Origin of the sequence: Aeromonas sp. Y318-1 (assembly GCF_027706125.1) — a bacterium.
GTDB lineage: Bacteria > Pseudomonadota > Gammaproteobacteria > Enterobacterales > Aeromonadaceae > Aeromonas > Aeromonas hydrophila.
Genome location: NZ_JAPDCM010000004.1, coordinates 303,355 through 326,174, shown reverse-complemented (window position 1 = coordinate 326,174; position 22,820 = coordinate 303,355). Strand labels below are relative to the sequence as shown.

Below are 22,820 nucleotides of genomic sequence, written 5' to 3'. Positions count from 1 at the left end.
AAATTGAAAGCGTTTTCAGAAATCCTTTTCAACTGTGATCCGCTTCAAAGCTTTTTGGACTGCCTGCCACTAGCATAGGCCCCACGAATTAGGAGCCTGCGCTCCCGATTTTCCCGCTGTGGGAGGTAACTGGTTAATCCAGCTATTTCCTTCGTTACTTTCGACGGTCATCATGGATGGCCGTTTTTTTTTGCCAGGATTTTGTCATGACAACAAAGAGTGAATACGAGACGGGGATCGTGGGCGCTGGCTGGCTGGGGTTGCCGCTGGCCCGGGTGCTGCAGGCCGAGGGTCGCCAGGTGGCGGTGACGGTCAGCTCGGCCCAGAAAGCCGCGCAGCTGACCGCAGAGGGGCTGCAAGCCTGGCCGCTGCAACTGGGCACCGGGCTGACCTCCCTGCCGTTTCGCTGCCGCGAGCTGGTGATCTGCGTGCCGCCGAGCAAGGTCGAGGATTACCCGGCCGCCATCGGGCGGGTGGCCGAGCTGGCGCAGGCCGCCGGCGTGCAGCGGTTGCTGTTCGTGAGTGCCACCTCGGTCTGGGCGCCGGGACAGGGGGAGGATGAACACCCCATGCCTGCTCACGAGCGCGGGATGCGGATGTTGGCCGCCGAGCAGGCGGCGATGGGGGCCTGCATTCCCTGTGCCATGGTGCTGCGCCCGGCCGGGCTGTACGGACCACAACGCCATCCCGGCCGCTTCCTGGCGGGCAAGACCCTGGAAGGGGGCGGTCAGGCGGTGAACCTGGTGCACCTGGATGACGTGGTGGCCGCCTGCCAGCTGCTGCTGGCGCAGGGAAAGGATGGCGATGCCTACAACCTGAGTGCACCGGTGCACCCGCGCCGGGAGCAGTTCTATCCCTTTGCCGCACGTCAGCTGGGCCTGCCGGCCCCGGTCTTCATCGAGCCGGCCGGCCGGTTTCTCCCCGTCGAGGGGCTGCGCATCTGCGAGCAGCTCGGCTTTGTCTATCGCTGGCCCGATCCGGCGCACTGGTTTGCCGAGCTGGCGGCCCGGGGTCACTGAGCATTCCGCACTGTGCTATAGAGTGGGGCACAGGTGGCTCCAATGGGGTGGCGCGGCGGGCAATTGAGGTTTGCCAAGGGGGGGCTCGCCCCCTATCATGCCGCCATCCATAAAGAGAGAGCGGTAAAGATGGTAGATACAAGACGTCACCCCGATGGGGAACTGTTGCTGAGAACCCTGGCAATGCCAGCCGATACCAACCCCAATGGCGATATCTTCGGGGGCTGGATCATGTCCCAGATGGATATAGGTGGGGGCATCATGGCCAAGGAGCTGGCAAAAGGACGTATTTGTACCGTATCCGTTGAGGGCATGACCTTTCACAGCCCGGTCAAGGTGGGCGACGTGGTGTGTTGCTACGGGCGCTGCCTGAAGATCGGTCGCAGCTCCATGCGGCTGAAGCTGGAGGTGTGGGTCAAGCCGGTGCTGCGTGAAAACGAGGCCCAGCGTTACTGCGTGACCGAAGGGATCTTCACCTATGTCGCCATCGACGAACAGGGAAAATCCCGTCCGGTACCGGTCTGATCCGGCTCAGATAAGCCGGGCGTTGATGATGGATATTTCCTGCTCAAACCCGGTTTTTTGCCGTATCATGCGTTCCAGCATCTCTTCCGAGCCGACGCACTGCTGGGTGTCGAACAGGCAGAGATCGCACTGGGGATCCCGTCTGATCTGATAGACGGTGGAAAGCTCCACTTGATGACAATTTCCTTGTTGATCATAAAATGTCACGCGGTACTGGTGCTGTCTCGCCATCGTTGAATTCCTTCTGGATGAGCCGGGCCGGACACGAGCTATCAGCCTAGTCGGCAGCGATGACATTTGTGATGGTCAGGACACAATGCAGAGGCAGGTGGTTGTTAGCCAATGAAAAATAGTTATCGCATTCTGGGTACGTCGCTGCTGACGTTGGGACTGGTCGGCTGTTTCGAGGTGCCGGATCAGGATCACCTGGTCACGGCGCAGGGCATCATTCCCGGCGCCAATTGCCAGAAGCCGCCGCTGGTGGCGCTGGCCTCCACCGCCTTGCCACGCGAGTTCGGCATTACCGTCTGGAATCTCTACAAGGGTCAGCGTAAAAACTGGCGCGAGGGGCTGGACGAGTATGCCAAATCCCAGGATCTGGTACTGCTGCAGGAGTCGGCGACCCGCCCCGACATGCTGGAATGGCTGAAGGCCGGTGATTTCCAGTGGCAGCAATTGCAAGCCTTTACCCAGGGCGGTGTCTCCTTCGGCGTGATGACGGTCGCCAAGACGCCCCAGGCGTTCGTGTGCGGCGTGCGCTCACCCGAGCCGTTGCTGCGCATCCCTAAATCCGGTCTGGTTAGCCTCTACCCCTTGCAGGGGGATCCTGACGGCGTGCTGGTGGTGAACCTGCATGCGGTGAACTTCGAGCTGGGGATGGCGACCTTTCGCGAGCAGCTCAACGATCTGACCGCCCTTATCCATCGCCACCAGGGCCCGGTCATTCTGGCCGGGGATTTCAACACCTGGAGCGACAAGCGTGAATTCTGGCTGAACAAGCTGGTAGGCGAACTGGGGCTGCAGGAGGCGATCCCGGTGCCGGATCTGCGCCGGACCGCGTTCGGCCGACCGCTCGATCACCTCTACTACCGCAACCTGGACCTGGTGGATGTGAGCAGCCCGGCGACCGATGCGTCGGATCACAACCCCATCATGGCCCGTTTCGCGGCTCAGGCCATCACCCCCTGAATCCGTACTGGCCGCCACGGTGGCCTGTGCCAGATAAAAAAATACCCCGCTTTTGGCGGGGTATTTTTTATGAAGCGATGAACGATCAGCTGTTGTTCTTCACGAACAGGGTCAGCTCCTGACCCGGCTTGAGGTAATCGCTCTTGCCCAGCTGATTCCAGCGCATCACATCCATCACGGCAACCTGAAAACGGGCGGCGATGGAGGAGAGGGAATCACCGCGGCGTACCTGATAGACCATGGACTTGTTGCTGCTCTTGCCCTGCTTGGGCCAGACCACCAGCTTCATGCCCGGCTTCAAGGCCGACTTGGCGTTGAGACCGTTCCACTTGGCCAGCTCGTCATGGGTAACCCCATGCGCCTGGCTGATGCTCCACAGATTGTCACCGGCACGCACCTTGTACTGGATCTTGCCGGCACTGCGGCTGGCGAGCTGCTGTGGCTTGCTCTGGGCGCTCTGACTGACCACCGGCTTGCTGCCGCTGGTCGGGATCATCAGGGTCTGGCCACGGCGCAGGTGGTTGCCACTCAGGTTGTTGGCCAGCTTGAGCTGCTGCACGCTCACCCCGTGATTCTGGGCAATGCGGGAGAGGGTGTCGCCGCTGGTGACCTGATAGGAGCGGGTGCGGATGCGCTCGCTCTGGGGCAGATCGGCCAGGGCCAGCTCCAGGGTATCGGCATACTCGACCGGTACCAGCAGGCGATAGGGCCCCTTGGGTGAGGTCGACCAGCGCGTCAGGGCCGGATTGACCTCTTTCAGCTGAGCCGGACGCAGGCCTGCCAGCTGGGCTGCCACGTTCAGATCGATCTGGCCACCGGTGTTGACCACCCGCAGCTGAGGCTTGTTGGCCAGTACCGGCAGGGTGACATTGTACTTGTCCGCATTGCGGATCATGTCGGCCATGGCCAGGATTTTAGGCACATACATCCGGGTTTCGCGGGGCAGATCGAGTGACCAGTAGTCGGTCGGTCGGCCTGCCTTCTGATTGCGGGTGATGGCGTTGCGCACCCGTCCTTCACCGGCATTGTAAGCCGCCAGCGTCTGCAGCCAGTCGCCGTCAAAGAAACGGTTCAGGTACTCCAGATAATCCAGTGCGGCGTTGGTGGAGGCCAGTACATCGCGGCGGCCGTCGTACCAGTTGTCGTGGCGCAGGCCGAAGTTCTTGCCGGTCGCAGGAACGAACTGCCACAGACCCACCGCATTGCTGCGGGAACGGGCGTGGGGATCGAACATGCTCTCGATCATGGGGATGGTAATAAGCTCCATTGGCAGCTCACGCCGTTCGATTTCCTCTACCATCAGATACAGGTAGGGCTCAGCCCGGCTGGCAATGGTCGCCAGATGCTTATCATTGCGCAGCAACCAATCACGCTGCTGGCGGACACGGTCGTTCTCCTGCGGATCAAACTGCATATCATCGCTGATACGCACCCACAGGTTATCGGTGTCATCCAGTTCGTCGATCTGTTCGTCTCCGAACAGGAAGCGCGCCGAATGTTTTTTATACGCTTTTTTGTTGACTTGGGGGGACTTGATCGGCTCGATTGCCGTTAGCGCCCGGTCATCCTGATGGCTCAGGTTTTGGCAGCCGCTGAGAAACAGCGCCGCCAATAAGGCCGTTCGTACCTTCATCTCGCTCAGGTCATCTTTAGGAAAAACAGCTCGCATCATAAGGGGCAATGGCCCCCTGATCAAGGTTTGTTCAAAAAACGTCCTTCCAGGATCGCAGCACGGTGAAGGTATCCTCTGGATTTTCCAAGCATTTTAAGGCGTGTTTCTCAGCAGAAAATTTCACGGAATCCTGTTCGCATCGCAGAAAAACGTTGAACTCCCGCTCATCCCCCAGTCGTGATGGCAGACTCGGCAGACCCTGCTGGCGCAGCTTGCTGATCAGCCCGATCCGTTGCTGGATCGCCTGGTTGTCCGGCTCGACCGCGTAGGCGAAGCGCAGGTTGGAGAGGGTGTACTCATGGGCACAATAAATGAGGGTGTCGTCGGGCAGGGTGGCGAGTCGTTGCAGTGAGGCGTGCATCTGGGCCGGGGTACCTTCGAATAGACGGCCGCAACCGGCACTGAAGAGGGTATCGCCACAAAACAGCATGCCATGGCCGTAATAGGTGATGTGGCCATGGGTATGGCCGGGCACATGGATCACCTCGAGACTCAGGCCATGCCAGTTGATCTGATCCCCGTCATCGAGCCACTGGCCGTGATGAGCGGGCATGGGGTCAAGTTTGGGGCCATAGAGTCTGGCGTGGGGGAAGTGGCCGAGCAGGGCGGTGACGCCTCCCACATGATCGTGGTGGTGATGGGTCAGCAGAATTGCGTCGAGCTGCAGATCCAGTGCGGCCAGTCGCTCCAGCACGGGTTCGGCATCGCCTGGGTCGACGACCAGGCAGTGATTTTCGTGTCGGATCAACCAGATGTAGTTGTCGTTAAAGGCAGGAACTGTGATCACTGGATACATGAGTCTGCTTCTCTTTATGGAGGGTATCTTATATAACTGGATGGCGTTCGAACCCCAAGTTGAGCCCTATTATGCAGGTGGCACGTACCGAACAACAAATCGAGATCCCGACCAGCTGGTCGGCACTGCCCATGGGGGACTGGGTAGCGGCCGAGATCCAGGAACGGCTCGACAGCTGGTGCCCACATCTGTTTGGTTATCATCTGCTTAAAGTCGGGGCACTGAGCGCCGAACTCTCCTGCGGCTGCTCTTCCATTCGCCATCAGATAGGAGTCGCCCCCAGTGGCAGATTGCTGGATCTCAAGGGCGATCCACTGGCCTTGCCGGTGCGCACCGGCAGCGTGGATGCCTGCCTGCTGGCCCACTGTCTCGACTTTTCGCCAGACCCCCACCAGGTGCTGCGCGAGGCGGAGCGGGTGCTGACCGACGATGGCTGGCTCATTGTCAGTGGCTACAATCCGCTCAGCCTGGTCGGCATCGGCCACTGCCTGCCTTTCCTGCGTCAACATCTGCCCTGGTCGGCCCGCATGTTCACTCCGGCGCGGGTCACCGACTGGCTGCAGCTGCTCGGGTGTGAAGTGATGTTTGATGAGCGCTTTGGCTACTCGTTCATGGGCAAGCAGAGCCGGATCGGCTGGTGGCGGGAGAGTGTGGGGCGGGATTATTGCAGGCCGTTTGCGTCCGTCTACGTGATAGCGGCGCGCAAACGGCGCTTTCCGTTGACGCCGGTGCGCCGCCGCTGGCGCTTGCCCGAGTCGATAGCGACGCCGGGCATGGCGCGCCAGGGCTGGTAGCCTGTCTCGGGCGCCCTGGCTGGCGAGCGACCCTGACGGGTGAGACTGACCGGGATCAGGGCTGGTAACCGGTATCCTCGGCCAGCTGCTTGCCGCTGGCGGCCTCGCGGGCCAGCTCGTCACAGCGTTCGTTTTCCGGGTGACCGGAGTGCCCCTTGACCCAGAGCCATTCGATTTGATGGCGCGCCACTTCCGCATCCAATGCCTGCCAGAGATCGACGTTCTTGACCGGCTGGCGGCTGGCAGTCATCCACCCTTTCTTCTTCCAGCCGATGATCCACTGGGTGATCCCCTGGCGCACATACTGGCTGTCGGTGGTGAGTCTGACCTGGCAGGGCTCGTTCAGGGTGCGCAGCCCCATGATGGCGGCCATCAGCTCCATCCGGTTGTTGGTGGTGAGGCGAAAACCGGCGGCGAGCTCCTTGCGGTGCTTGCCATAGACCATGACGGCACCATAGCCGCCAGGACCCGGGTTGCCGAGACAGGAACCATCCGTATACAAATCGATCTTTTTTAGCATGAGTCTTGGGGTAAACTAGCGGGTAAAGCCGAAGTTTGACATAGATTGGATCATGAACACACCCCAACTGAATCGCCAGATCATTCTGGATACTGAAACCACAGGTATGAACACCGCCGGTGGCCCCGTCTATCTGGGACACCGCATCATCGAGATCGGCTGTGTGGAGGTGATCAACCGCAAGCTGACCGGTAACCACTTCCACGTCTACATCAAGCCGGATCGGCTGGTGGACCCCGAGGCCATTCAGGTGCACGGCATCACCGACGAGTTCCTGCGTGACAAGCCGTCGTTCAGCCAGATAGCCGACGAGTTCATCGAGTTCATCCGCGGTGCCGAGCTGATTGCCCACAACGCGCCGTTTGACGTGAGCTTCATGGACTATGAGTTCGGCAAGCTCGGCCTCAATTTCAAGACTGCCGACATCTGCGGCATCACGGATACCCTGGCGATGGCGCGGGACCTGTTCCCGGGCAAGCGCAACAACCTCGATGTGCTGTGCGATCGCTACGGCATCGACAACTCGCACCGTACCCTGCACGGGGCTTTGCTCGATGCGGAGATCCTGGCGGACGTCTACCTGCTGATGACGGGTGGCCAGACCAAGTTGAATCTGGCTACCGAGAGCAGTGAGAATGAGAGCAACCAGGACACCAGCATCCGCCGGCTGGAGAGCAATCGCCCACCGCTCAAGGTGATCCGTGCCAGCGCCGAGATTGAGGCGGTGCACGAAGCGCGGCTGGATCTGGTGCAGAAAAAGGGAGGAGCCTGCCTGTGGCGGCAATGAGCAAGCTATGGAGTGGCCTGCTGTTATTGGCCTCGCTGACGGCCTCGGCCAACGAGGTGTTTGCCCCCTCCGACATTCCCCTGCTCGACAATCGCTTTCGCATCGATTACGGGGTGAAAGAGATCACCTTCATCGTGACGCGCAAGCCGGGCACCCCGTCGGTGATCCTGGTGCGTCCGGACGGCAGCAAGCTCTATGTGGGCAAGGTGACGCCCCCCGATGTGGGCTGGCTGGCGCTCAAGGATCAGGATCTCATCACCATCCGTGATCCCATGCCGGGCCCCTGGCAGGCCATCGGCGAAGTGGATCCGGACAACCGGGTGCGCCTGCTGTCGAACATCAGGCTGGAAACCGATCAACTGCCGACCCAGCTCTATCAGGGAGAAAGGGTCAAGCTCAAGTCCTGGCTGCTGATCGACGATGCACCGCCCAAGGCCGGTTATTACCTCACCGACCTTGGCATGACGGTGCGATTGCAACGTTTCAACGACGCCAAGCAGGAGGGGGAGCCCATCGTTGACGAAGTGCTCGGCCACTATCGTGACGATGGCAAGGGGCTCGACGAGGTGCCGGGTGACGGCATCATGACCGCCGAGGCGGTGCTGGATGTGGCTGCTGGCAAATACCGGGCCATGTATAGCACGGGCAATCAGGTGTTCTCCCGCGCTCGCTATCAGGACGTGCTGATCTACCCGTTGCCGGTCAGCTATACCCTGGCGCCTCCCTCGCAGGAGTTTGGCGCCAAGCTCTCCTTCCTGATCGATGCCGATGAGCTGGATCCGGCCTCCGTGGTCATTGAGGGCAAGGCGACCAACACGGTGGGAGCCAGCATGGCGTTCAATGCGGTGGCGACCGAACCCCGGGTGGAAGTGGATCTCTCCGCCATCAAGGAGGTTGGCCAGTATGAGGTGAACGCCACCCTGTTTGGCACGACTCGGCTGGGCCGCGAGATCCAGGTCACGCTGCCGGTGAAATCGTTCAATATCTTCCCGGTGCTGGCGGCTGAGCCATCGGCGGCCTCTGCGGCTTCTGAAACCTCGGCTGCAGTGCCCAACCAGGTGAAATTCGAGGAAAAACAGAGCAGCGGCTGGCTGATCTGGTTGCTCGGTGGGGTCGGCATCCTGCTGGTCTTGCTGGGCGGCGTCGGTTTCATCTTGCTGCAAAAGCGGCGGGCACTGAAAAAAGCGATGGCGGCGCAGAAGGCCGAGAGCGAAAGCGCCAAGCCGGAAGCCAAGCTGGATCTGAATCTGCCGGAACAATAACCGGGTAACCGCATGAAAAAGCCGCCCATCGAGGCGGCTTTGTTATTTATGGGGAAGCAGGTTAGCAGCAACCCTTCTGCATCAATGTTCCCCGACGTAGATGTCTTTGTGTTGATCGCGGATCTCGAGGAATTTGTCAAGGTTGGCCAGCATCAGTTCTACCAACTGGGGATCGAAGTGCTGACCTTTCTCCTCCTGGATCAGCGCCAGTACCTTGTCCAACGGCCAGGCCTTCTTGTAGCAGCGATCCGAGCCGAGCGCATCAAACACGTCAGCCAGCGCCACCACCCGTCCTTCCAGCGGAATGGCATCACCCTTGAGGCCACGGGGATAGCCGCTGCCATTCCACTTTTCATGGTGGTTGCCGGCGATGGTGGCGCCAATCTGGAACAGCGCCAGATCGCTGCCGGAGAGCATGTCCTGCCCCAGCTGGGCGTGGGTCTTCATTATTTCCCACTCCTCGGGGGTCAGCTTGCCCGGTTTGTGGAGGATGGCATCCGGAATGCCCACCTTGCCGATGTCGTGCAGCGGGGAGGCGCGCTTGATGAGCTCGCTCTGCTCCTCGCTCATGCCAAGCAGCTGGCAGAACAGCTCGGTGTAGAGGGCGACCCGTTTCACGTGCAGGCCGGACTCCTTGGAGCGGGTCTCCACCAGCTCGCCGATCCGATAGATGATCTCGCGCTGGTTGTCGGCGATGACCTCGTTGAGCCGGATGTTCTCCAGCGCCACTATGATGTTTTCGGTAAACAGGCTGAGCAGCCCCATGTCCATCTGGCTGAGCTGACGAGTGGTCTCGATATGAAACAGCAGGTGATGGCGGGGGTTCTGGCAGTAGAGCACCATCTGGTTGCCATCATAGACGTTGGCACGATTGGCCATGGCCTGGCGCAGGATAGAGGGTGCATCTGCCAGTCGCAGTGACGGGTGGCCCGGCAGCAGAGGCTCCAGAATTTGATCCCGCACTTCGTAGGCGAACTGCTTCACATCGTAGATTTGAGACTCTTCCAGACTGAGCAGGGCTCCGAGCTGTTCTTGAGCCCCTTCGACAAACTGGCGTAGCGCCCGTTTCTCGAAGATCCCCTTGGAGGCCTCGATGACTTTTTCCAGCCCTTGGCGATTGCTCTCCAGCGTGCGGATATCGCGATATGAACGCAGGCTGGCCCGCAGCAGGGTGCGCAGCTTCTGGGAGGTGAGCTCGGTCTTGTCCTTGTAGTCGTTGATGTCGTAGTTGGTGACCACGTCATCTTCCGGGGCCTGACCGGGTTGGCCGGTGCGCAGCACGATGCGCACCATCTTGTTTTGCAGATCCTCGCGCACGAATTTGACCACATCGAGGCCGGCGTGATCGACCTCCATGACCACGTCCAGCAGCAGCAGTGCTACGTCCGGGGTCTTGGCGAGCAGCTCCCTGGCCTGGGCGGCTGAATAAGCATGCAAAAATTCAATGGGTCTGTTATCGAATTCAAACTTGCTCAGGGTGATCTTGGTGATGCGATGAACCTCGGGTTCATCGTCCACAATCATCACCTTCCATCCAGCCTGCTGGTCATCGAGAAGGGGCAGATCGTCATCGTCAATAATCAGGATTTGGTCATCCATCATGCAATCCTGTTTGGGATCCTGTGCTTACATTAACTGCTTCACTAAGGATAGGAAACTTATTGAGAAATAAAATTTGATCTGTGAAATCTCTTTGTCGTCATCCTGTTGCAGCCCCATAAAAAACGCCTCCACATGGGAGGCGTTTGACTATCAATGTGTCTGTCAGGCGGCTCTGTGATAGGCCGATGGCTCGAACAGCGCCTTGTTGGCCACCAGGTCGATGGGATCAAAATCATCGACGTTGATGGTGCGCAGGCGACTCTCTTCGGCGCGGCGCAGCAGGTCCGCTTCGGTCTGGTTGAGTACTCCCTGCGCCAGGCCGATCTCTGCCACCTTGTCCAGTTGCATAAACGGACGCTTGATGCCGTCAGCCTTGCATACTTTCTCAAACAGCGGCTCGGCAGAGAGCACGTCGTCCAGTGCCTGCTCCAGCAGGCCGAAGGGGTTGCCCTCTTCGCGGGTGAGATACTGCCCTTGGGCCAGACGGCTGCGGGTTTCGCTCGGGGTCTGCAACAGGCGGGCAACCTGGCTGTCCAGCTTGTCGCTAGGGCGTTTCAGGTCGCGACCCAGCGGCAGCACGATGACGCGCAGGGCAAGACCAATCCAGCGATTCGGGAAGTTGCGCAGCAACTCGTCGATGGCTTCCTGCGCCTTGAACAGGGCATCTTGCAGCGCCCAGTGCAGCAGCGGCAGATCGGCGTGTTGACGACCCTCATCCTGATAGCGCTTGAGGGCGCTGGAGGCCAGATAGAGCTGGCTCAGTACATCGCCAAGACGAGCAGAGACCCGCTCCTTGCGCTTGAGCTCGCCACCCAGGGTACCCATCGCCATGTCTGACAGGAAGGCCAGGTTGGCAGAGAGGCGGGAGAGCTGCTGGTAGTAGCCTTTGGTCTGATCCTTGAACGGCGCGGCGGCGAAGCGGGCACCGGTTAACCCTAACCAGAAGCTGCGCACCAGATTGCTGATGGCAAAGCCGACGTGGCTGAACATCGCCTTGTCAAAGTCCTTGAGGGCCTGTTCCTGATCCGGGTGGCTGGCGGCCAGCATCTCCGGCAGCACGTACGGGTGGCAGCGGATGGCGCCCTGACCGTAGATGATCATGCTGCGGGTCAGGATGTTGGCCCCTTCCACCGTGACGGCGATGGGGGCACCCTGATAGCCGCGGGCCAGATAGTTGTTGGGGCCCATGCAGATGGCCTTGCCGCCGTGGATGTCCATGGCATCGATGATGCACTTCTGGGCGCGGTCGGTGAGGTGGTATTTGACGATGGCGGAGATGACCGAGGGTTTCTCGCCCAGGTCGATGCCGGTCACGGTCAGGTTGGCGGCGGCCCCCATGATGTAGGCGTTGCCACCGAGACGGGCCAGCGGCTCTTCAATCCCTTCCATTTTGCCGATGGGCAGCTTGAACTGGCGACGGATACGGCTGTAGGCGCCGGTCGCCAGGGCCAGCATCTTGACGCCGCCGGTGCTGTTGGAGGGCAGAGTGATACCGCGTCCGACTGAGAGGCACTCCACCAGCATGCGCCAGCCCTGACCGGCCATGGCCGGGCCGCCTATGATGAAGTCGAGCGGGACGAACACGTCCTTGCCGCGGGTCGGACCGTTCTGGAACGGCACGTTGAGCGGGAAGTGGCGGCGACCGATTTCGACCCCCTTGATGTGGGTCGGAATGAGGGCGCAGGTGATGCCAAGCTCTTCTTCGTCACCCAGCAGGTGATCCGGGTCGCGCAGTTTGAAGGCCAGACCGAGAACGGTGGCAATCGGGGCGAGGGTGATGTAGCGCTTGTTCCAGGTGAGGCGCATGCCAAGCACCTCTTCCCCTTCCCATTCACCCTTGGCGATGATACCGAAGTCGGGGATGGAGCCGGCGTCTGAACCCGCTTCCGGACTGGTCAGGGCGAAGCAGGGGATCTCCTTGCCGACCGCCAGACGGGGCAGGTAGTAATCCTTCTGTTCGTCGGTGCCATAGTGTTGCAGCAGCTCACCCGGGCCCAGCGAGTTGGGTACGCCAACGGTGGAGGCCAGCACGGCGCTGGCGCCGCACAGCTTTTGCAGCACGCAGGATTGGGCATAGGCGGAGAATTCCAGCCCGCCATATTTCTTCTTGATGATCATGGCGAAGAATTTGTGGTCCTTCAGGTATTGCCACACTTCGGGAGAGAGGTCGGCTCGTTCGTGGGTCACTTCCCAGTCGTTGACCATGCGGCACACTTCTTCAACCGGACCGTCCATAAACGCCTGCTCTTCGGCAGACAGCGTGCTGACCGGAATGGCGTGCAGCTTCTTCCAGTTCGGGTTGCCGGCAAACAGGTCTGCTTCCCACCAGGTAGTGCCCGCTTCAATGGCCTCTTTCTCGGTGCGGGACATTTCCGGCATGATGGATTTGTAGAGTTTGAACAGCGGCTTGGTCAGCTGGTTGCGACGAAAATCTACCAGGTTGAGGGGGATGGCGATCACGGCAAACAGCGCCCAGACCAGCAGGGGGACGTGGCCATAGAGGGTGCCGACAATCAGGGCTGCCGCGGTGGCAAGCGTGGAGGTGAACAGAGACGCCCGGCGATAAGCCATGGCGCCGATCACCAGGATCACTCCGAGCAGAGTGAGGGTCGTCGTCATTTTTCGCTCCTTGCATGAGTTGCCGAAGTTGGGGGAATATGGTTGAACTGATCCAGAGGTCTGACCTGTTGGATATGGTCCCTGTTGTAATTCATACGCACAAACTTATCAAGCTGTTTACAAGCTTGTTACCTTGGCTCTGTGATCGGCATAACGTCCTGCAGAGGGGCTCTTGACGGGCAGGGGGCGACTCCGGGATTGGCTTGTGCGACAATGGCGCGGCCCATATTTTGGAAGAGACATCATGTACCAAGAACTGATCCGCAATGAATTGACCGAAGCTGCCAGCGTGCTCCAGGCGTTCCTGGCAGATGAGCAAAATCTCAAGGACATCGAAGCGGCCGCCAAGCTGCTCGCTGACTCCTTCAAGCAGGAAGGCAAGGTACTCTCCTGTGGCAACGGTGGCTCCCACTGCGACGCCATGCACTTTGCCGAAGAGCTGACCGGCCGTTATCGCGAGAACCGCCCCGGTTATGCCGGTATCGCCATCTCCGATCCCAGCCATCTCTCCTGTGTGTCCAACGACTTTGGCTATGACTACGTCTTCTCCCGCTACGTGGAAGCAGTTGGCCGTTGCGGTGACGTGCTGCTCGGCATCTCCACCAGCGGCAACTCCGGCAATATCCTGAAAGCCATTGAAGCCGCCCATGCCAAAGGCATGAAGGTGATTGCGCTGACTGGCAAGGATGGCGGCAAGATGGCCGGTCTGGCCGATGTCGAGATCCGGGTGCCGCACTTTGGTTACGCCGACCGCATTCAGGAAGTGCACATCAAGGTGATCCACATCCTGATCCAGCTGGTCGAAAAAGAGATGGCCAAGTAAGGCAGGGATCTCGAGCCGGGATAGTCGTGCCTTGTCTGGCCGTGTCCCGGCGGGATCTTGCGCAAGCGGCCGGTGTCAGCGCAGGCTGAGCCGGCCGAGTGGCAAAATGAGATGGTCAAGTCAGCAAGGAGCCTGCAGCCTATGTGCGAACTGCTCGGCATGAGTGCCAATGTGCCGACCGATATCTGCTTCAGCTTTACCGGTCTGATGCTGCGCGGCGGCAAGACCGGGCCTCATAAGGATGGCTGGGGCATCACTTTTTACGAAGGGAAAGGCTTTCGTACCTTCAAGGATCCCGAGCCCAGTGCCCAGTCGCCGATTGCCAGGCTGGTGCAGGCGCTGCCCATCAAGAGCCGCGCCGTGGTCAGCCATATTCGGCAGGCCAACCGCGGCTGCGTCTCGCTGGAGAATACCCACCCCTTTACCCGCGAGCTGTGGGGTCGTTACTGGACCTTTGCCCACAATGGCCAGTTGACGGGTTACAAAGGGTTGGCCACCGGCCGCCATCGACCGGTGGGCGACACCGACAGCGAACATGCCTTCTGCTGGCTGCTCGATCGGCTGGAACAGAAATATCCCCGACGCCCTGCCAACTTCCCCGCCATGTTTCGCTACCTGGCGACCCTGTGCGACGAGCTGCGCGGCCTGGGGGTATTCAACATGTTGCTGTCGGATGGGGAATTCGTGATGACCTACTGCAGCAACAACCTCTACTGGTTGACCCGGCGAGCTCCGTTCGGGGAGGCCCGTCTGCTGGATGAAGATGTCGCCATCGACTTTCAGAGCGAGACGACACCGGACGATGTGGTGACCCTGATTGCGACTAGGCCGCTGACCGGTAATGAAAACTGGGTAAAAATGGCGCCGGGCGAGTTCAGTCTGTTTCGACTGGGCGAGCGGGTGGGTGCCAATCAGCTGTGATAATCAGCTGATCCAGAGATAAAAAAATACCAGGGTAGAATCCTACCCTGGTTCTTCGCAGCAGCCATACAGGCAAAAGGGATGAGAGAGGTGTTGCTGAGTCGCATCATTCTCACGGCTGCCATTGTTATTTAATTGTTAATTTCATGGCAACATTTATGTTGCAACTCGGCCATCTATTGTCTGGTTAGGCGATCCTGATCACGCTTTTCTGATTCACGTCCCGTTTGAGTTCGATTTTCTGACGGCGATGAGACGTGACTGAGTCGTGTCGGGCATCTATAGTATGGTCTGTTTGAATACCATAAGGAGGATGACGGAATGGAGTGGCTGGATCAGAAGGTGTTGCGACAGCTGGCGGAAGACATCGGCCAGGAGATGATGCCGGTGGTGATCTCGGTCTTCATCGAAGAGGTGGGGGAACAGCTTGCCCAGCTGCGCCCGCTCTATGAACAGCAGGACTGGCCCGCACTGGCCCGGCTTGCCCATAGCATGAAGTCCTCCTGCGGCAGCTATGGTGCCCAGCTCAGCTACCAACAGGTGGTGGCGCTGGAACAGGCCTGCAAACATGAAGATGGCGAGCAAGTCGCCCGTTTGCTGGCCGAGCTGGAGCAATCCCTGCCCCAGGTGCTCTCCCACCTCGCCAACTATCACTGAGCCCCTGCAGCCGGCGCATCGGCGCCGGATTTGCCATCCTCTACCCGCCGATTAGCGTTGATTGACCAGTTGCTGGATAACCCTGTCCAGTGCCAGTTTCAATTTCAGGCGATCGTGCCGATGGGGAAGGGCGGCCTCACCCAGCTCGGCCAGGATCAATCGGCCAGCCAGCTCTGCTGGGTATTCCCCCGCCGGGGCCAGAATGGCATCGACCCGACCCGCTCCGACCCGTGATTCCAGCCAGCGCCACTGATTGTGCAGGCTGAGCTGGCTGGCAGGACCGTTTTCGGCGACCAGATTGCAGATGAACACCAGCATGGCATCGCTCTCGTTGATGGCTTGGGCCACCTCAGCCAGCAGCAGGGGCGGCATGATGGAGGTAAGAAAGCTGCCGGGGCCCAGAATGATCATGTCGGCCTGTGCCAATGCCTGCACCGCCTCGCGGGTGGCCGGTACCTCCGGGCTCAGGCTGAGGGAGAGCGGCGGGGTGTCGAGCTGATCGATGGAGACTTCCCCCAGGATCTGGTTGCCACAGGCCGTGTGGGCGCACAGGTCGGTGGGAAATTCAGACATGGGTAACAATTGTGACTCTATTTTCAGCATGTCGCTGATGAGCTTGATAGCATCTAGAGGGCGCACGCAGAGGTTGTCGAGCGCCAGCAGCATCAGATTGCCGAGGTTGTGGCCCGCCAGTTCGCCGCGACCAGCGAACCGATATTCGAACAGCAGGCTGCCGATACTGGGATCGGTCACCAGTTGATTAAGGCAGTTGCGCAGATCTCCCCAGGCGATACACTCCTGGCTCTTGCGCAGTCGTCCGGTAGAGCCGCCATCGTCGGTGGTGGTGACGATGCCGGTCAGGCGCGATCCCAGAAACGAGAGTGAAGAGAGCACACGGCCCATGCCGTGGCCGCCACCGATGGCGACGACCCGGTCAAAATCATTGATGTTCTTCTGCCACATGCCGTTTTCCTGTGGTTGGGCTCAATTGAATGTGATTCTAATCGATAAGACGGGATAATTGTTTGATTAAGGTATGATTTTTGCTTACCCCCAGCATCATGAACAACTAGGAGATGGTGTTGAACTTCCTGACGGCTCACTCTCTTGAAGAGACCTCCCTGCTGGCTGCCCGGCAGGTCAGTGAGCGGCTGCTCGCTCAATCACCTCATTCCCCTTCGCTGTTACTGGTCTATTTTACTCAGGCTCACGATGCCGAGGAACTGCGCCATCACTTCAAACAGCAGTTCCCGTCGTCTCGAATGATCGGTTGCAGCTCCTGTGGTGGGGTCATGACCCAGACCGGCCATCATGCCCGTCAGGGGATCGGGCTGGCAGTGGCGGCCATCTACGATGAGAAGGGGGCCTACGGCGTGGCGGGCCAGGCGGGGGATGCAGTGGATGTGCGCCAGCTGCTGCGCAGTGCCATCGCCGATGGGGGGCGCCCCGGCGAACTGCCACAACTCATCTTGCTGCATGCAAGCCCGGGCCAGGAGGAGGCGATGCTGGAGAGCATCGAAGCCGAGCTGGGCACGACGGTCCCGGTCGTCGGGGGCTCCGCCGCCGACAACAGCGTCAGCGGTGACTGGCAGCTGTGCTGGGATGAGGGCAGTACCCGCGAGGGCGTCGCACTGGCCGTGCTCTATCCCGATTGCCAGCTGGCGTTCCAGTTTCACTCCGGCTATGTCCCCACCGAATATCGCGGCACCATCACGGCCCTGTCGGGACGGGAGATCCTCACCATCGATCATGAGCCGGCAGCCGAGGTCTACGCTCGCTGGAGCGGACGGACAACCCCCTGGCCGGTGGGTCCCATCCTGCGGGAGACCACCCTGTCGCCGCTGGCCAGACAGGTCGGCACCCTGGATGACATGCCCTATTACAAGCTCTCCCACCCGGAGGCCGTGACAGAAGGTGGCGGATTGCGCCTCTTTACCGATACTCAGGTCGGGGAGCGGTTGTTGCTGATGTACAGCAGCCAGGAGGGCTTGCTGCAACGCAGTCTGAATGCAACCCGCATCGAACCCGAGTACGGCATGACCACCGAGATGCAGCCGTTTGGCGCCCTTGTGATTTTTTGTGCTGGTTGTCGCTTGGCTCTTGGTGATAGCTTATGCCAATTTGTCGATCAATTTCATACCCGGCTGGGGGATATCCCCTTCATCACCCCGTTCACCTTCGGCGAGCAGGGCCGCCTGCCCCATGGTGAGCTGGCGCACGGCAACCTGATGGTCTCGAGCGTGATCTTCCTCGACAGCTGACATTGCGCTGGAAACAAGATGATAGGTAACACGGAACTGGAAGCCCTCGGCGACAAACTGCAGACCACCCTGGTGGAGCTGGTGCGTTGCCGGGAACGCGAGGCCAAATACCGCCAGGAGTCGCAAACCCTGTTGTGCGGGGTGGCGACGCTGGCCGATGCCCAGACGCTGGAACAGGTGCTGGACAGCCTCATTCAGGTGCTCAAGCCCTTCATCGGCTTCGAACATGCGGATGTGGTGGCCTGGGAGGGAGAGGGCGGCATCACCCACCTCAGCACCCAGGATGGCGAAGTGGGGCGCAGCTGGCAGCTGACCCCGCTCTTCTCTCGCGCCATCGAGGGAGAGACTCTGGTCATCTATGATCCGACCCAGTTGCCGGAACTGGCGCCGTTGGCCGATGTTGAAGGCTGGGCCAGCGTGATGATGACGGGCTTGCGCGCCCCCGGTTTTTCCGGCGTGCTCATCTGCCGTCACGCCGTGATGGGGACCTTCGATCTCAAGAGCAAGGCGGCCATGCAGCGCTGTCGTCCGCTCATCTCCCAGGCGCTGGTCAACATCGCCTATCGAGCCCGCCTGCAGGAACAGGTCGAGCTGAAAACGCTGGCCCTGCAAGCGGGCGAACAGCGTTTTCGCAGCTTTGCCGGCATGGCGTCCGACTGGTTCTGGGAGACGGATACCGAGCACCGGCTGAGCTATGTATCGGCCCCCGGCCAGCAGGGGGATATGCTGGTGCATCAACCCGGCCAGAGCCTCTACGATTACGCTCATGACAGGCGCGACCCCGAATGGGGCAAGTATCGCCGGCTCATCGGTCTGCACCTGCCGGTGCGGGCGGTGCGGGCACAGGTCAGCCTGGCCAATGGGCCGCGCTGGATGGAGATCAACGCCGAGCCCTGTTTCGATTCGGCCGGCGTCTTCATCGGTTATCGCGGCACGGCGCGGGATGTGGGCAACCAGATCCGCCGTGAGCAAGAGCTGGCCAGAGCGCGGGACGAAGCGGAAGCGGCCAACCGTGCCAAGTCGCAGTTTCTGGCCATGATGACCCACGAGATCCGCTCTCCCATGAACGCGGTGCTGGGCATGCTGGATCTGCTGCAACACGCCCAGCTCGAACCCCAGCAACAGACGCTGCTGGGCCACGCCACCCATGCCGCGCGTCTCTTGCAGACCATCATCGACGACGTGCTCGATTTCTCGAAGATTGAATCCCATACCCTGGAGTTTCACTGCGAAACGTTGCAGCCGGCCCAGCTTTGTCAGTCTCTCATCGAGCCGCTGCTGGCGCAGGCGGGCAGCAAGGGTATCGACCTTGATTGGCGAGTTGACGACGCCGTACCCGCCCAGCTGCAGGGGGACCCGGTGCGCCTCTCCCAGGTGATCAGCAACCTGCTCGGCAATGCGGTGAAGTTCACCAGTCGTGGCAGCGTATTGCTGCAACTGAGCTGGCATGAGCAGCAGTTGAGGGTCTCGGTGACCGACAGCGGGATCGGTATCTCGGCCGAGGATCAGGCGCTGCTGTTTGAACCCTTCTCTCAGGTCGACAGCTCAGCCACCCGCCGCTTCTCGGGCACCGGGCTGGGACTGGCCATCAGCAAGCGGCTGGTGGAGTTGATGGGCGGCAGCATTCAGTTGCGCAGTGCCCCCGGTGAGGGGAGCTGCTTCTGGTTCGATTTGCCGGGCATGGCGCTGCCATGCGAATGCAGCAGCCGGCCCGAGCCGGATCAGCAGCCGATTCAGGATCTGGATGTGCTGGTGGTGGAAGACAGTCCGGTCAATCAGCTGGTGGTATCGCTCATGCTGCAAAAGCTGGTGAGCCGGGTCAGAGTCGCGGCCAACGGGTTGGAGGCGCTGGCCCAGGTAGCGGAGCAACGACCGGATCTCATCCTGATGGACATGCGGATGCCGCAGATGGATGGACTGGAGGCGACCCGGCGTCTGCGAGAACTGGGTTGTAGCGTGCCCATCGTGGCGCTGACGGCCAATGCCATGGCGGAAGACAGGGCTCGTTGCCTGGCCCAGGGGATGGATGACTTTCTGGCCAAACCGATAAGCCTGATGCGGCTGCGGGAGTGTCTGCAACGCCATTTTCAGCCTACAGCGCCGGATCGCAGCTAAAAAAAATGGTCAACCTGGGTGGTTGACCAATTCTTCAGCAAATACTGAAGAGAGCACGGGATAAATCGGGTTGTACGATTCTATATGAAAAAGTCGTGCCAACTTTTCAGAACCAGTTTATGCGGCTTGCAGCGCGGTTATTGATTTTTATTGGGCGCTTTATTTGCAAAATGCGAAAACCTTGTTTTCATTATCGGAATATTCGCATTTTGCAATACACTTCTGACTCACTGTGCGATCAGTCGGCGCAAGAATTGACGGGCCGCTTCGCTATTTTGTTTCGCAATCAACATCTGCTTTTCATAGATCGGCATCGGCAGGATTTCGAGCCAGCGTTGGCAGAGCCAGGCCGCATCGTCAAACTGCTTGTCCGGATAAAGTTCATCCAGTTCCGGATACTGTTCAAATACTTCCCGCAGCCGGGTCACCAGCGGTTTGTCACTGAAGTCTGAATGGGTGCTCGGCCAGTTGGGCAGCGCTTCGACTCTGGCCCGGCGCAGACCGAGCTCGTCCGTTTCCATCTCGTGGATGCAGAAACGTTCCATGCCGAGTACGGTAACGCCGAGCAGGCCGTCATTCAGAGTGTAAAAGTCGGTGACTTTGACCCGGGTGCCGACTGGCAGGATCCGCCCGGACTTGCCAGTCGTTGTCGCCTCTTCCATCACGATGCCGAAGCCCTGGTCATCGATGAATGACTCTTTGAGCATCTGCAGGTGGCGCGGTTCAAACAAACGCAGAGGAAGCTTGCCACCAGGCAGTATGTGGGAAGGCAAGGGGAACAGTGCCAAGGGTTGAAGTTTCATGTTCCATCCTCCATTGAGTAGTTGCTGAATAGGACAATGCAGCGACTGTGCCAGAGAATGAAAAAAGCCACCGGAAGGTGGCTTTTTGCTGGCTGGGGGGCGTTTAGTTGCGCTGCTCCAGGTACATGACAGCAGCTTCCACGCGGCTTTGCGCCTCGAGCTTCTTGAGCAGACTCTTGACGTGTACCTTGACCGTGCCTTCGGAAATATGGAGCACGGAGGCGACCTGTTTGTTGGAGAGGCCCTTTGCAATTTCGCGCAGGATTTGCATTTCGCGACGCGTTAAGCTCTCCAGCTTCTGCTGCAGGTGATCCAGCTCGTAGATGTTCTCGAGGTAGGGACGCAGCGGCTCGCTCAGGATCTGCTTGCCGGTCATCACGTCCGCCAGTTGGGCCAGCAGCATCTCTGGCTCGGTATCCTTGAGCAGGTAGCCATCGGCGCCGGCCTTGAGCAGCGCCACTACGTCCTGACGGGCGTCGGACACGGTCAGGATCACCACCCGGGAGGTCACTTCTTCGGTGCGCAGCGCCTTGAGGGTGTCCAGACCGGAGAGGCCTTTCATGTTGAGGTCGAGCAGGATCAGATCCGGTTCGGACTCCTTGGCCATGGCGACGGCATCGGTACCGTTGGAAGCTTCACCGACGACTTCGATGTTCTCCTCCAGAGCCAGCAGCTGCACAATCCCTTTGCGCATGAGGGGATGGTCATCCACGACCAGAACACTATATTTCATCTCGTCCATCAGGCATCTCTTGTTAGGCTGGTGGGAAAGGTCAGATGTACGCAGGTGCCTCTGGGCGGCCTTTCGCTGATGGTCAGCAGACCATGCAGCTTGCTGGCACGCTCGTTCATGATGCTCAGGCCATAGTGGTTGACCGCCGAGCTTGCGATCCCTATTCCGACACCATCATCTGAAATCTGAACCTGGATGTTACCATCGGCGAGGGTCTCACAGCTAACATCAATCACTTGCGCACTGGCATGTTTGATGGCATTGAGCACTGCCTCACGGATCAGCTGCAAGATGTGGATATGCTGACCGGCTTCGAGATCGGTATCGGCCAGACCGTAATGGAGCCTGATGTCGGCCTGGGTCTGCGGCTTGAGCTGCTCCAGCATCACCTTGATGGCTTCACCGAGATTGGCGTCGCCAATGCTGAGGCGGAAGGTACCGAGCAGCTCGCGCAACTGGGTATAGGCGCTGCCAAGCCCCTCGTCGATCTGCTGCATGGCGGCTTCGGCTTTGGCCGTATCCCCCTTGGCGAAGGAGCGCTTGAGCAGGGTTGACTGGATTTTGAGATAGGAGAGGGCCTGGGCCAGCGAGTCGTGCAGCTCGCGGGCGATGACGGCCCGCTCTTCCATCAGCAGCAGGCGCTGGTGTTGCAGCAGGGTTTGATCCTTATGTAGGACCTGAGCCAGCAGCATGGAGAAGTTCTTCATCAGCCGCTCGTCGATGGGGTGGCTGCTGATGACGTCGAGCCGGCCATACTCCTGCTCGTCCATCTGCAGATAGAAGCTGACCACGGCATCCAGATCGCCGGGCCAGCCCTTGCGGCCGGTGATGTAGTCCGGCATGGCATTGTGCTCGAAGCGGGTCAGCCGGATGTAGTCGATGTGCTGGTGGGCCGCCGCCCGCTCCAGCAGCTTGAGCAGAGTACGCCGGCTCAGCGGCGCCGCGTGCAGCTTCTGGGCGGTGCTGTAGAGGAAGGAGAGGGTGTCGTTGGCCTGTTGCAGCTTGGCGGTCTTCTCTTCGACCTTGCTCTCCAGCTCCCGGTAGAGCTTGCCGAGCTCGTCGGCCATGGTGACGAAAGCCCCCGACAGCTCCCCCAGTTCGTTTTCGCAGTGGGGGGGCAGGGTCAGGTCGAACTCCTGGCGCTGGATCTGGCGGGCGCAATAGACCAGTTGGTTGAGCGGAGCCACCACCTGCTGGCGGGTAAAGCGCACCGTGAACCAGGCGATGGTGATGATGGAGAGCAGCCCCAGCCCTTCGGCCAGCGCCAGCATGCGCACCTTGAACTCCACGTGGTACTGCATCTGGTTGACGAAGTCGTCGATGGCCGCGACGAACTGCTCGGTGTTGTCGGTGTAGCGCCGCGGGGTGGCGTTCTCGATGTGTTCGCGCATCACCTGCCACTGCTGCAGCACCTCACCATAGGTGCGGCGCAGGGAGGCGGGGGTGATCCAGCGCTGGGTCTCCTGCAGCTCGGCGGCGTGCAGGGTCTGCTCGAACTGATCGAGCCGGCTCAGCACCTGCTGGCCCTGTTCAATCTCGTAGGCCATCCGGTAGGCCTGCATCCGCAGGGAGCCGGAGAGGTTGATCGCCTTGGCGTCAGGCACCGAATAGAACAGGGTCACCATGGCCACCACGGCGATCAGGCTTGCCATGAACAGGATGAGCACCATGGAGCGCCCGATGGCGCTGCTGACCGAATGTACCTTGAACCACTTTCCCATGC

The 22,820-nt window shown here is 60.1% G+C and carries 21 protein-coding genes; 11 read left to right on the top strand and 10 right to left on the bottom strand.

Annotated features, from left to right (window positions below):
• The first annotated feature begins 206 nt into the window (after positions 1-206).
• Positions 207-1,019 carry an NAD-dependent epimerase/dehydratase family protein gene (locus OKB87_RS08495; protein ID WP_270827137.1) on the top strand — a complete coding sequence of 271 codons (813 nt, stop codon included), beginning with the start codon at positions 207-209 and terminating at the stop codon, positions 1,017-1,019.
• Positions 1,020-1,148: 129 nt separating this feature from the next.
• The gene (gene yciA, locus OKB87_RS08490; protein WP_005299258.1) at positions 1,149-1,544 is read left to right on the top strand and encodes an acyl-CoA thioester hydrolase YciA; all 396 of its coding nucleotides are present in this window, start codon (positions 1,149-1,151) and stop codon (positions 1,542-1,544) included.
• Between the two features lie 6 nt (positions 1,545-1,550).
• Here the strand turns inward: yciA and OKB87_RS08485 are convergent, their stop codons facing one another.
• Positions 1,551-1,775 (bottom strand): hypothetical protein, encoded by a 225-nt coding sequence (locus OKB87_RS08485; protein ID WP_005299261.1) that lies wholly within the window; start codon positions 1,773-1,775, stop codon positions 1,551-1,553.
• A 111-nt stretch (positions 1,776-1,886) separates the two neighbouring features.
• Here OKB87_RS08485 and OKB87_RS08480 point away from each other — a divergent pair, with 111 nt between their 5' ends.
• A complete protein-coding gene (locus tag OKB87_RS08480; protein WP_270827136.1) occupies positions 1,887-2,732 on the top strand; it encodes an endonuclease/exonuclease/phosphatase family protein in 846 nt (281 codons plus the stop codon).
• An 85-nt stretch (positions 2,733-2,817) separates the two neighbouring features.
• Here OKB87_RS08480 and OKB87_RS08475 read toward each other — a convergent pair whose 3' ends face one another.
• Both OKB87_RS08475 and gloB read right to left on the bottom strand, forming a co-directional pair.
• Complete coding sequence (locus tag OKB87_RS08475) at positions 2,818-4,365, bottom strand: LysM peptidoglycan-binding domain-containing protein (protein ID WP_011705461.1); 1,548 nt, start codon at positions 4,363-4,365, stop codon at positions 2,818-2,820.
• Between the two features lie 70 nt (positions 4,366-4,435).
• Positions 4,436-5,200 carry a hydroxyacylglutathione hydrolase gene (gene gloB, locus OKB87_RS08470; protein WP_270827135.1) on the bottom strand — a complete coding sequence of 255 codons (765 nt, stop codon included), beginning with the start codon at positions 5,198-5,200 and terminating at the stop codon, positions 4,436-4,438.
• Positions 5,201-5,271: 71 nt separating this feature from the next.
• Between gloB and OKB87_RS08465 the strand changes: the two genes are divergently transcribed.
• Positions 5,272-5,994 carry a class I SAM-dependent methyltransferase gene (locus OKB87_RS08465; RefSeq protein ID WP_016350242.1) on the top strand — a complete coding sequence of 241 codons (723 nt, stop codon included), beginning with the start codon at positions 5,272-5,274 and terminating at the stop codon, positions 5,992-5,994.
• Positions 5,995-6,049: 55 nt separating this feature from the next.
• Here OKB87_RS08465 and rnhA read toward each other — a convergent pair whose 3' ends face one another.
• Positions 6,050-6,514, bottom strand: coding sequence for a ribonuclease HI (rnhA, locus tag OKB87_RS08460; protein ID WP_135320153.1), 465 nt, complete (start codon positions 6,512-6,514; stop codon positions 6,050-6,052).
• Positions 6,515-6,566: 52 nt separating this feature from the next.
• Here rnhA and dnaQ point away from each other — a divergent pair, with 52 nt between their 5' ends.
• Entirely contained in the window at positions 6,567-7,301 is a 735-nt protein-coding gene (gene dnaQ, locus OKB87_RS08455; protein ID WP_011705465.1) for a DNA polymerase III subunit epsilon, read from the top strand.
• Entirely contained in the window at positions 7,298-8,563 is a 1,266-nt protein-coding gene (locus tag OKB87_RS08450) for a TIGR03503 family protein (RefSeq protein ID WP_065478297.1), read from the top strand. The genes dnaQ and OKB87_RS08450 overlap by 4 nt, the downstream gene beginning before the upstream one ends.
• Positions 8,564-8,644: 81 nt before the next feature.
• On the opposite strand, the gene OKB87_RS08445 is transcribed toward OKB87_RS08450, so the two are convergent.
• Together OKB87_RS08445 and fadE are read right to left on the bottom strand one after the other, a co-directional pair.
• Positions 8,645-10,162 carry an HD domain-containing phosphohydrolase gene (locus OKB87_RS08445; protein ID WP_011705467.1) on the bottom strand — a complete coding sequence of 506 codons (1,518 nt, stop codon included), beginning with the start codon at positions 10,160-10,162 and terminating at the stop codon, positions 8,645-8,647.
• A 165-nt stretch (positions 10,163-10,327) separates the two neighbouring features.
• Positions 10,328-12,784: an acyl-CoA dehydrogenase FadE gene (gene fadE / locus OKB87_RS08440; protein WP_049048830.1), complete on the bottom strand. Its 2,457-nt coding sequence runs from the start codon at positions 12,782-12,784 to the stop codon at positions 10,328-10,330.
• A 244-nt stretch (positions 12,785-13,028) separates the two neighbouring features.
• Here fadE and lpcA point away from each other — a divergent pair, with 244 nt between their 5' ends.
• From lpcA to OKB87_RS08425, 3 genes are all read left to right on the top strand, one after another.
• Positions 13,029-13,607: a D-sedoheptulose 7-phosphate isomerase gene (gene lpcA, locus OKB87_RS08435; RefSeq protein ID WP_270827132.1), complete on the top strand. Its 579-nt coding sequence runs from the start codon at positions 13,029-13,031 to the stop codon at positions 13,605-13,607.
• A 141-nt stretch (positions 13,608-13,748) separates the two neighbouring features.
• Positions 13,749-14,528, top strand: coding sequence for a class II glutamine amidotransferase (locus OKB87_RS08430; RefSeq protein WP_146061384.1), 780 nt, complete (start codon positions 13,749-13,751; stop codon positions 14,526-14,528).
• A gap of 321 nt (positions 14,529-14,849) precedes the next feature.
• Positions 14,850-15,185 carry an Hpt domain-containing protein gene (locus tag OKB87_RS08425; protein ID WP_017410426.1) on the top strand — a complete coding sequence of 112 codons (336 nt, stop codon included), beginning with the start codon at positions 14,850-14,852 and terminating at the stop codon, positions 15,183-15,185.
• Positions 15,186-15,236: 51 nt separating this feature from the next.
• On the opposite strand, the gene OKB87_RS08420 is transcribed toward OKB87_RS08425, so the two are convergent.
• Positions 15,237-16,148 (bottom strand): gluconeogenesis factor YvcK family protein, encoded by a 912-nt coding sequence (locus OKB87_RS08420; RefSeq protein WP_039213739.1) that lies wholly within the window; start codon positions 16,146-16,148, stop codon positions 15,237-15,239.
• A 113-nt stretch (positions 16,149-16,261) separates the two neighbouring features.
• Between OKB87_RS08420 and OKB87_RS08415 the strand changes: the two genes are divergently transcribed.
• Both OKB87_RS08415 and OKB87_RS08410 read left to right on the top strand, forming a co-directional pair.
• Complete coding sequence (locus tag OKB87_RS08415; RefSeq protein ID WP_201903164.1) at positions 16,262-17,446, top strand: FIST signal transduction protein; 1,185 nt, start codon at positions 16,262-16,264, stop codon at positions 17,444-17,446.
• 18 nt (positions 17,447-17,464) lie between these two features.
• Positions 17,465-19,561, top strand: a complete 2,097-nt coding sequence (locus OKB87_RS08410) for an ATP-binding protein (RefSeq protein WP_270827131.1) — start codon at positions 17,465-17,467, stop codon at positions 19,559-19,561.
• A gap of 227 nt (positions 19,562-19,788) precedes the next feature.
• Here the strand turns inward: OKB87_RS08410 and OKB87_RS08405 are convergent, their stop codons facing one another.
• From OKB87_RS08405 to narQ, 3 genes are all read right to left on the bottom strand, one after another.
• Positions 19,789-20,364 carry an LON peptidase substrate-binding domain-containing protein gene (locus OKB87_RS08405; protein WP_011705475.1) on the bottom strand — a complete coding sequence of 192 codons (576 nt, stop codon included), beginning with the start codon at positions 20,362-20,364 and terminating at the stop codon, positions 19,789-19,791.
• A 103-nt stretch (positions 20,365-20,467) separates the two neighbouring features.
• On the bottom strand, positions 20,468-21,106 hold the full coding sequence (narL, locus tag OKB87_RS08400) for a two-component system response regulator NarL (RefSeq protein WP_011705476.1): 639 nt from the start codon (positions 21,104-21,106) through the stop codon (positions 20,468-20,470).
• Entirely contained in the window at positions 21,106-22,818 is a 1,713-nt protein-coding gene (gene narQ / locus OKB87_RS08395; RefSeq protein WP_102989072.1) for a nitrate/nitrite two-component system sensor histidine kinase NarQ, read from the bottom strand. The genes narL and narQ overlap by 1 nt, the downstream gene beginning before the upstream one ends.
• Positions 22,819-22,820 lie beyond the last annotated feature (2 nt).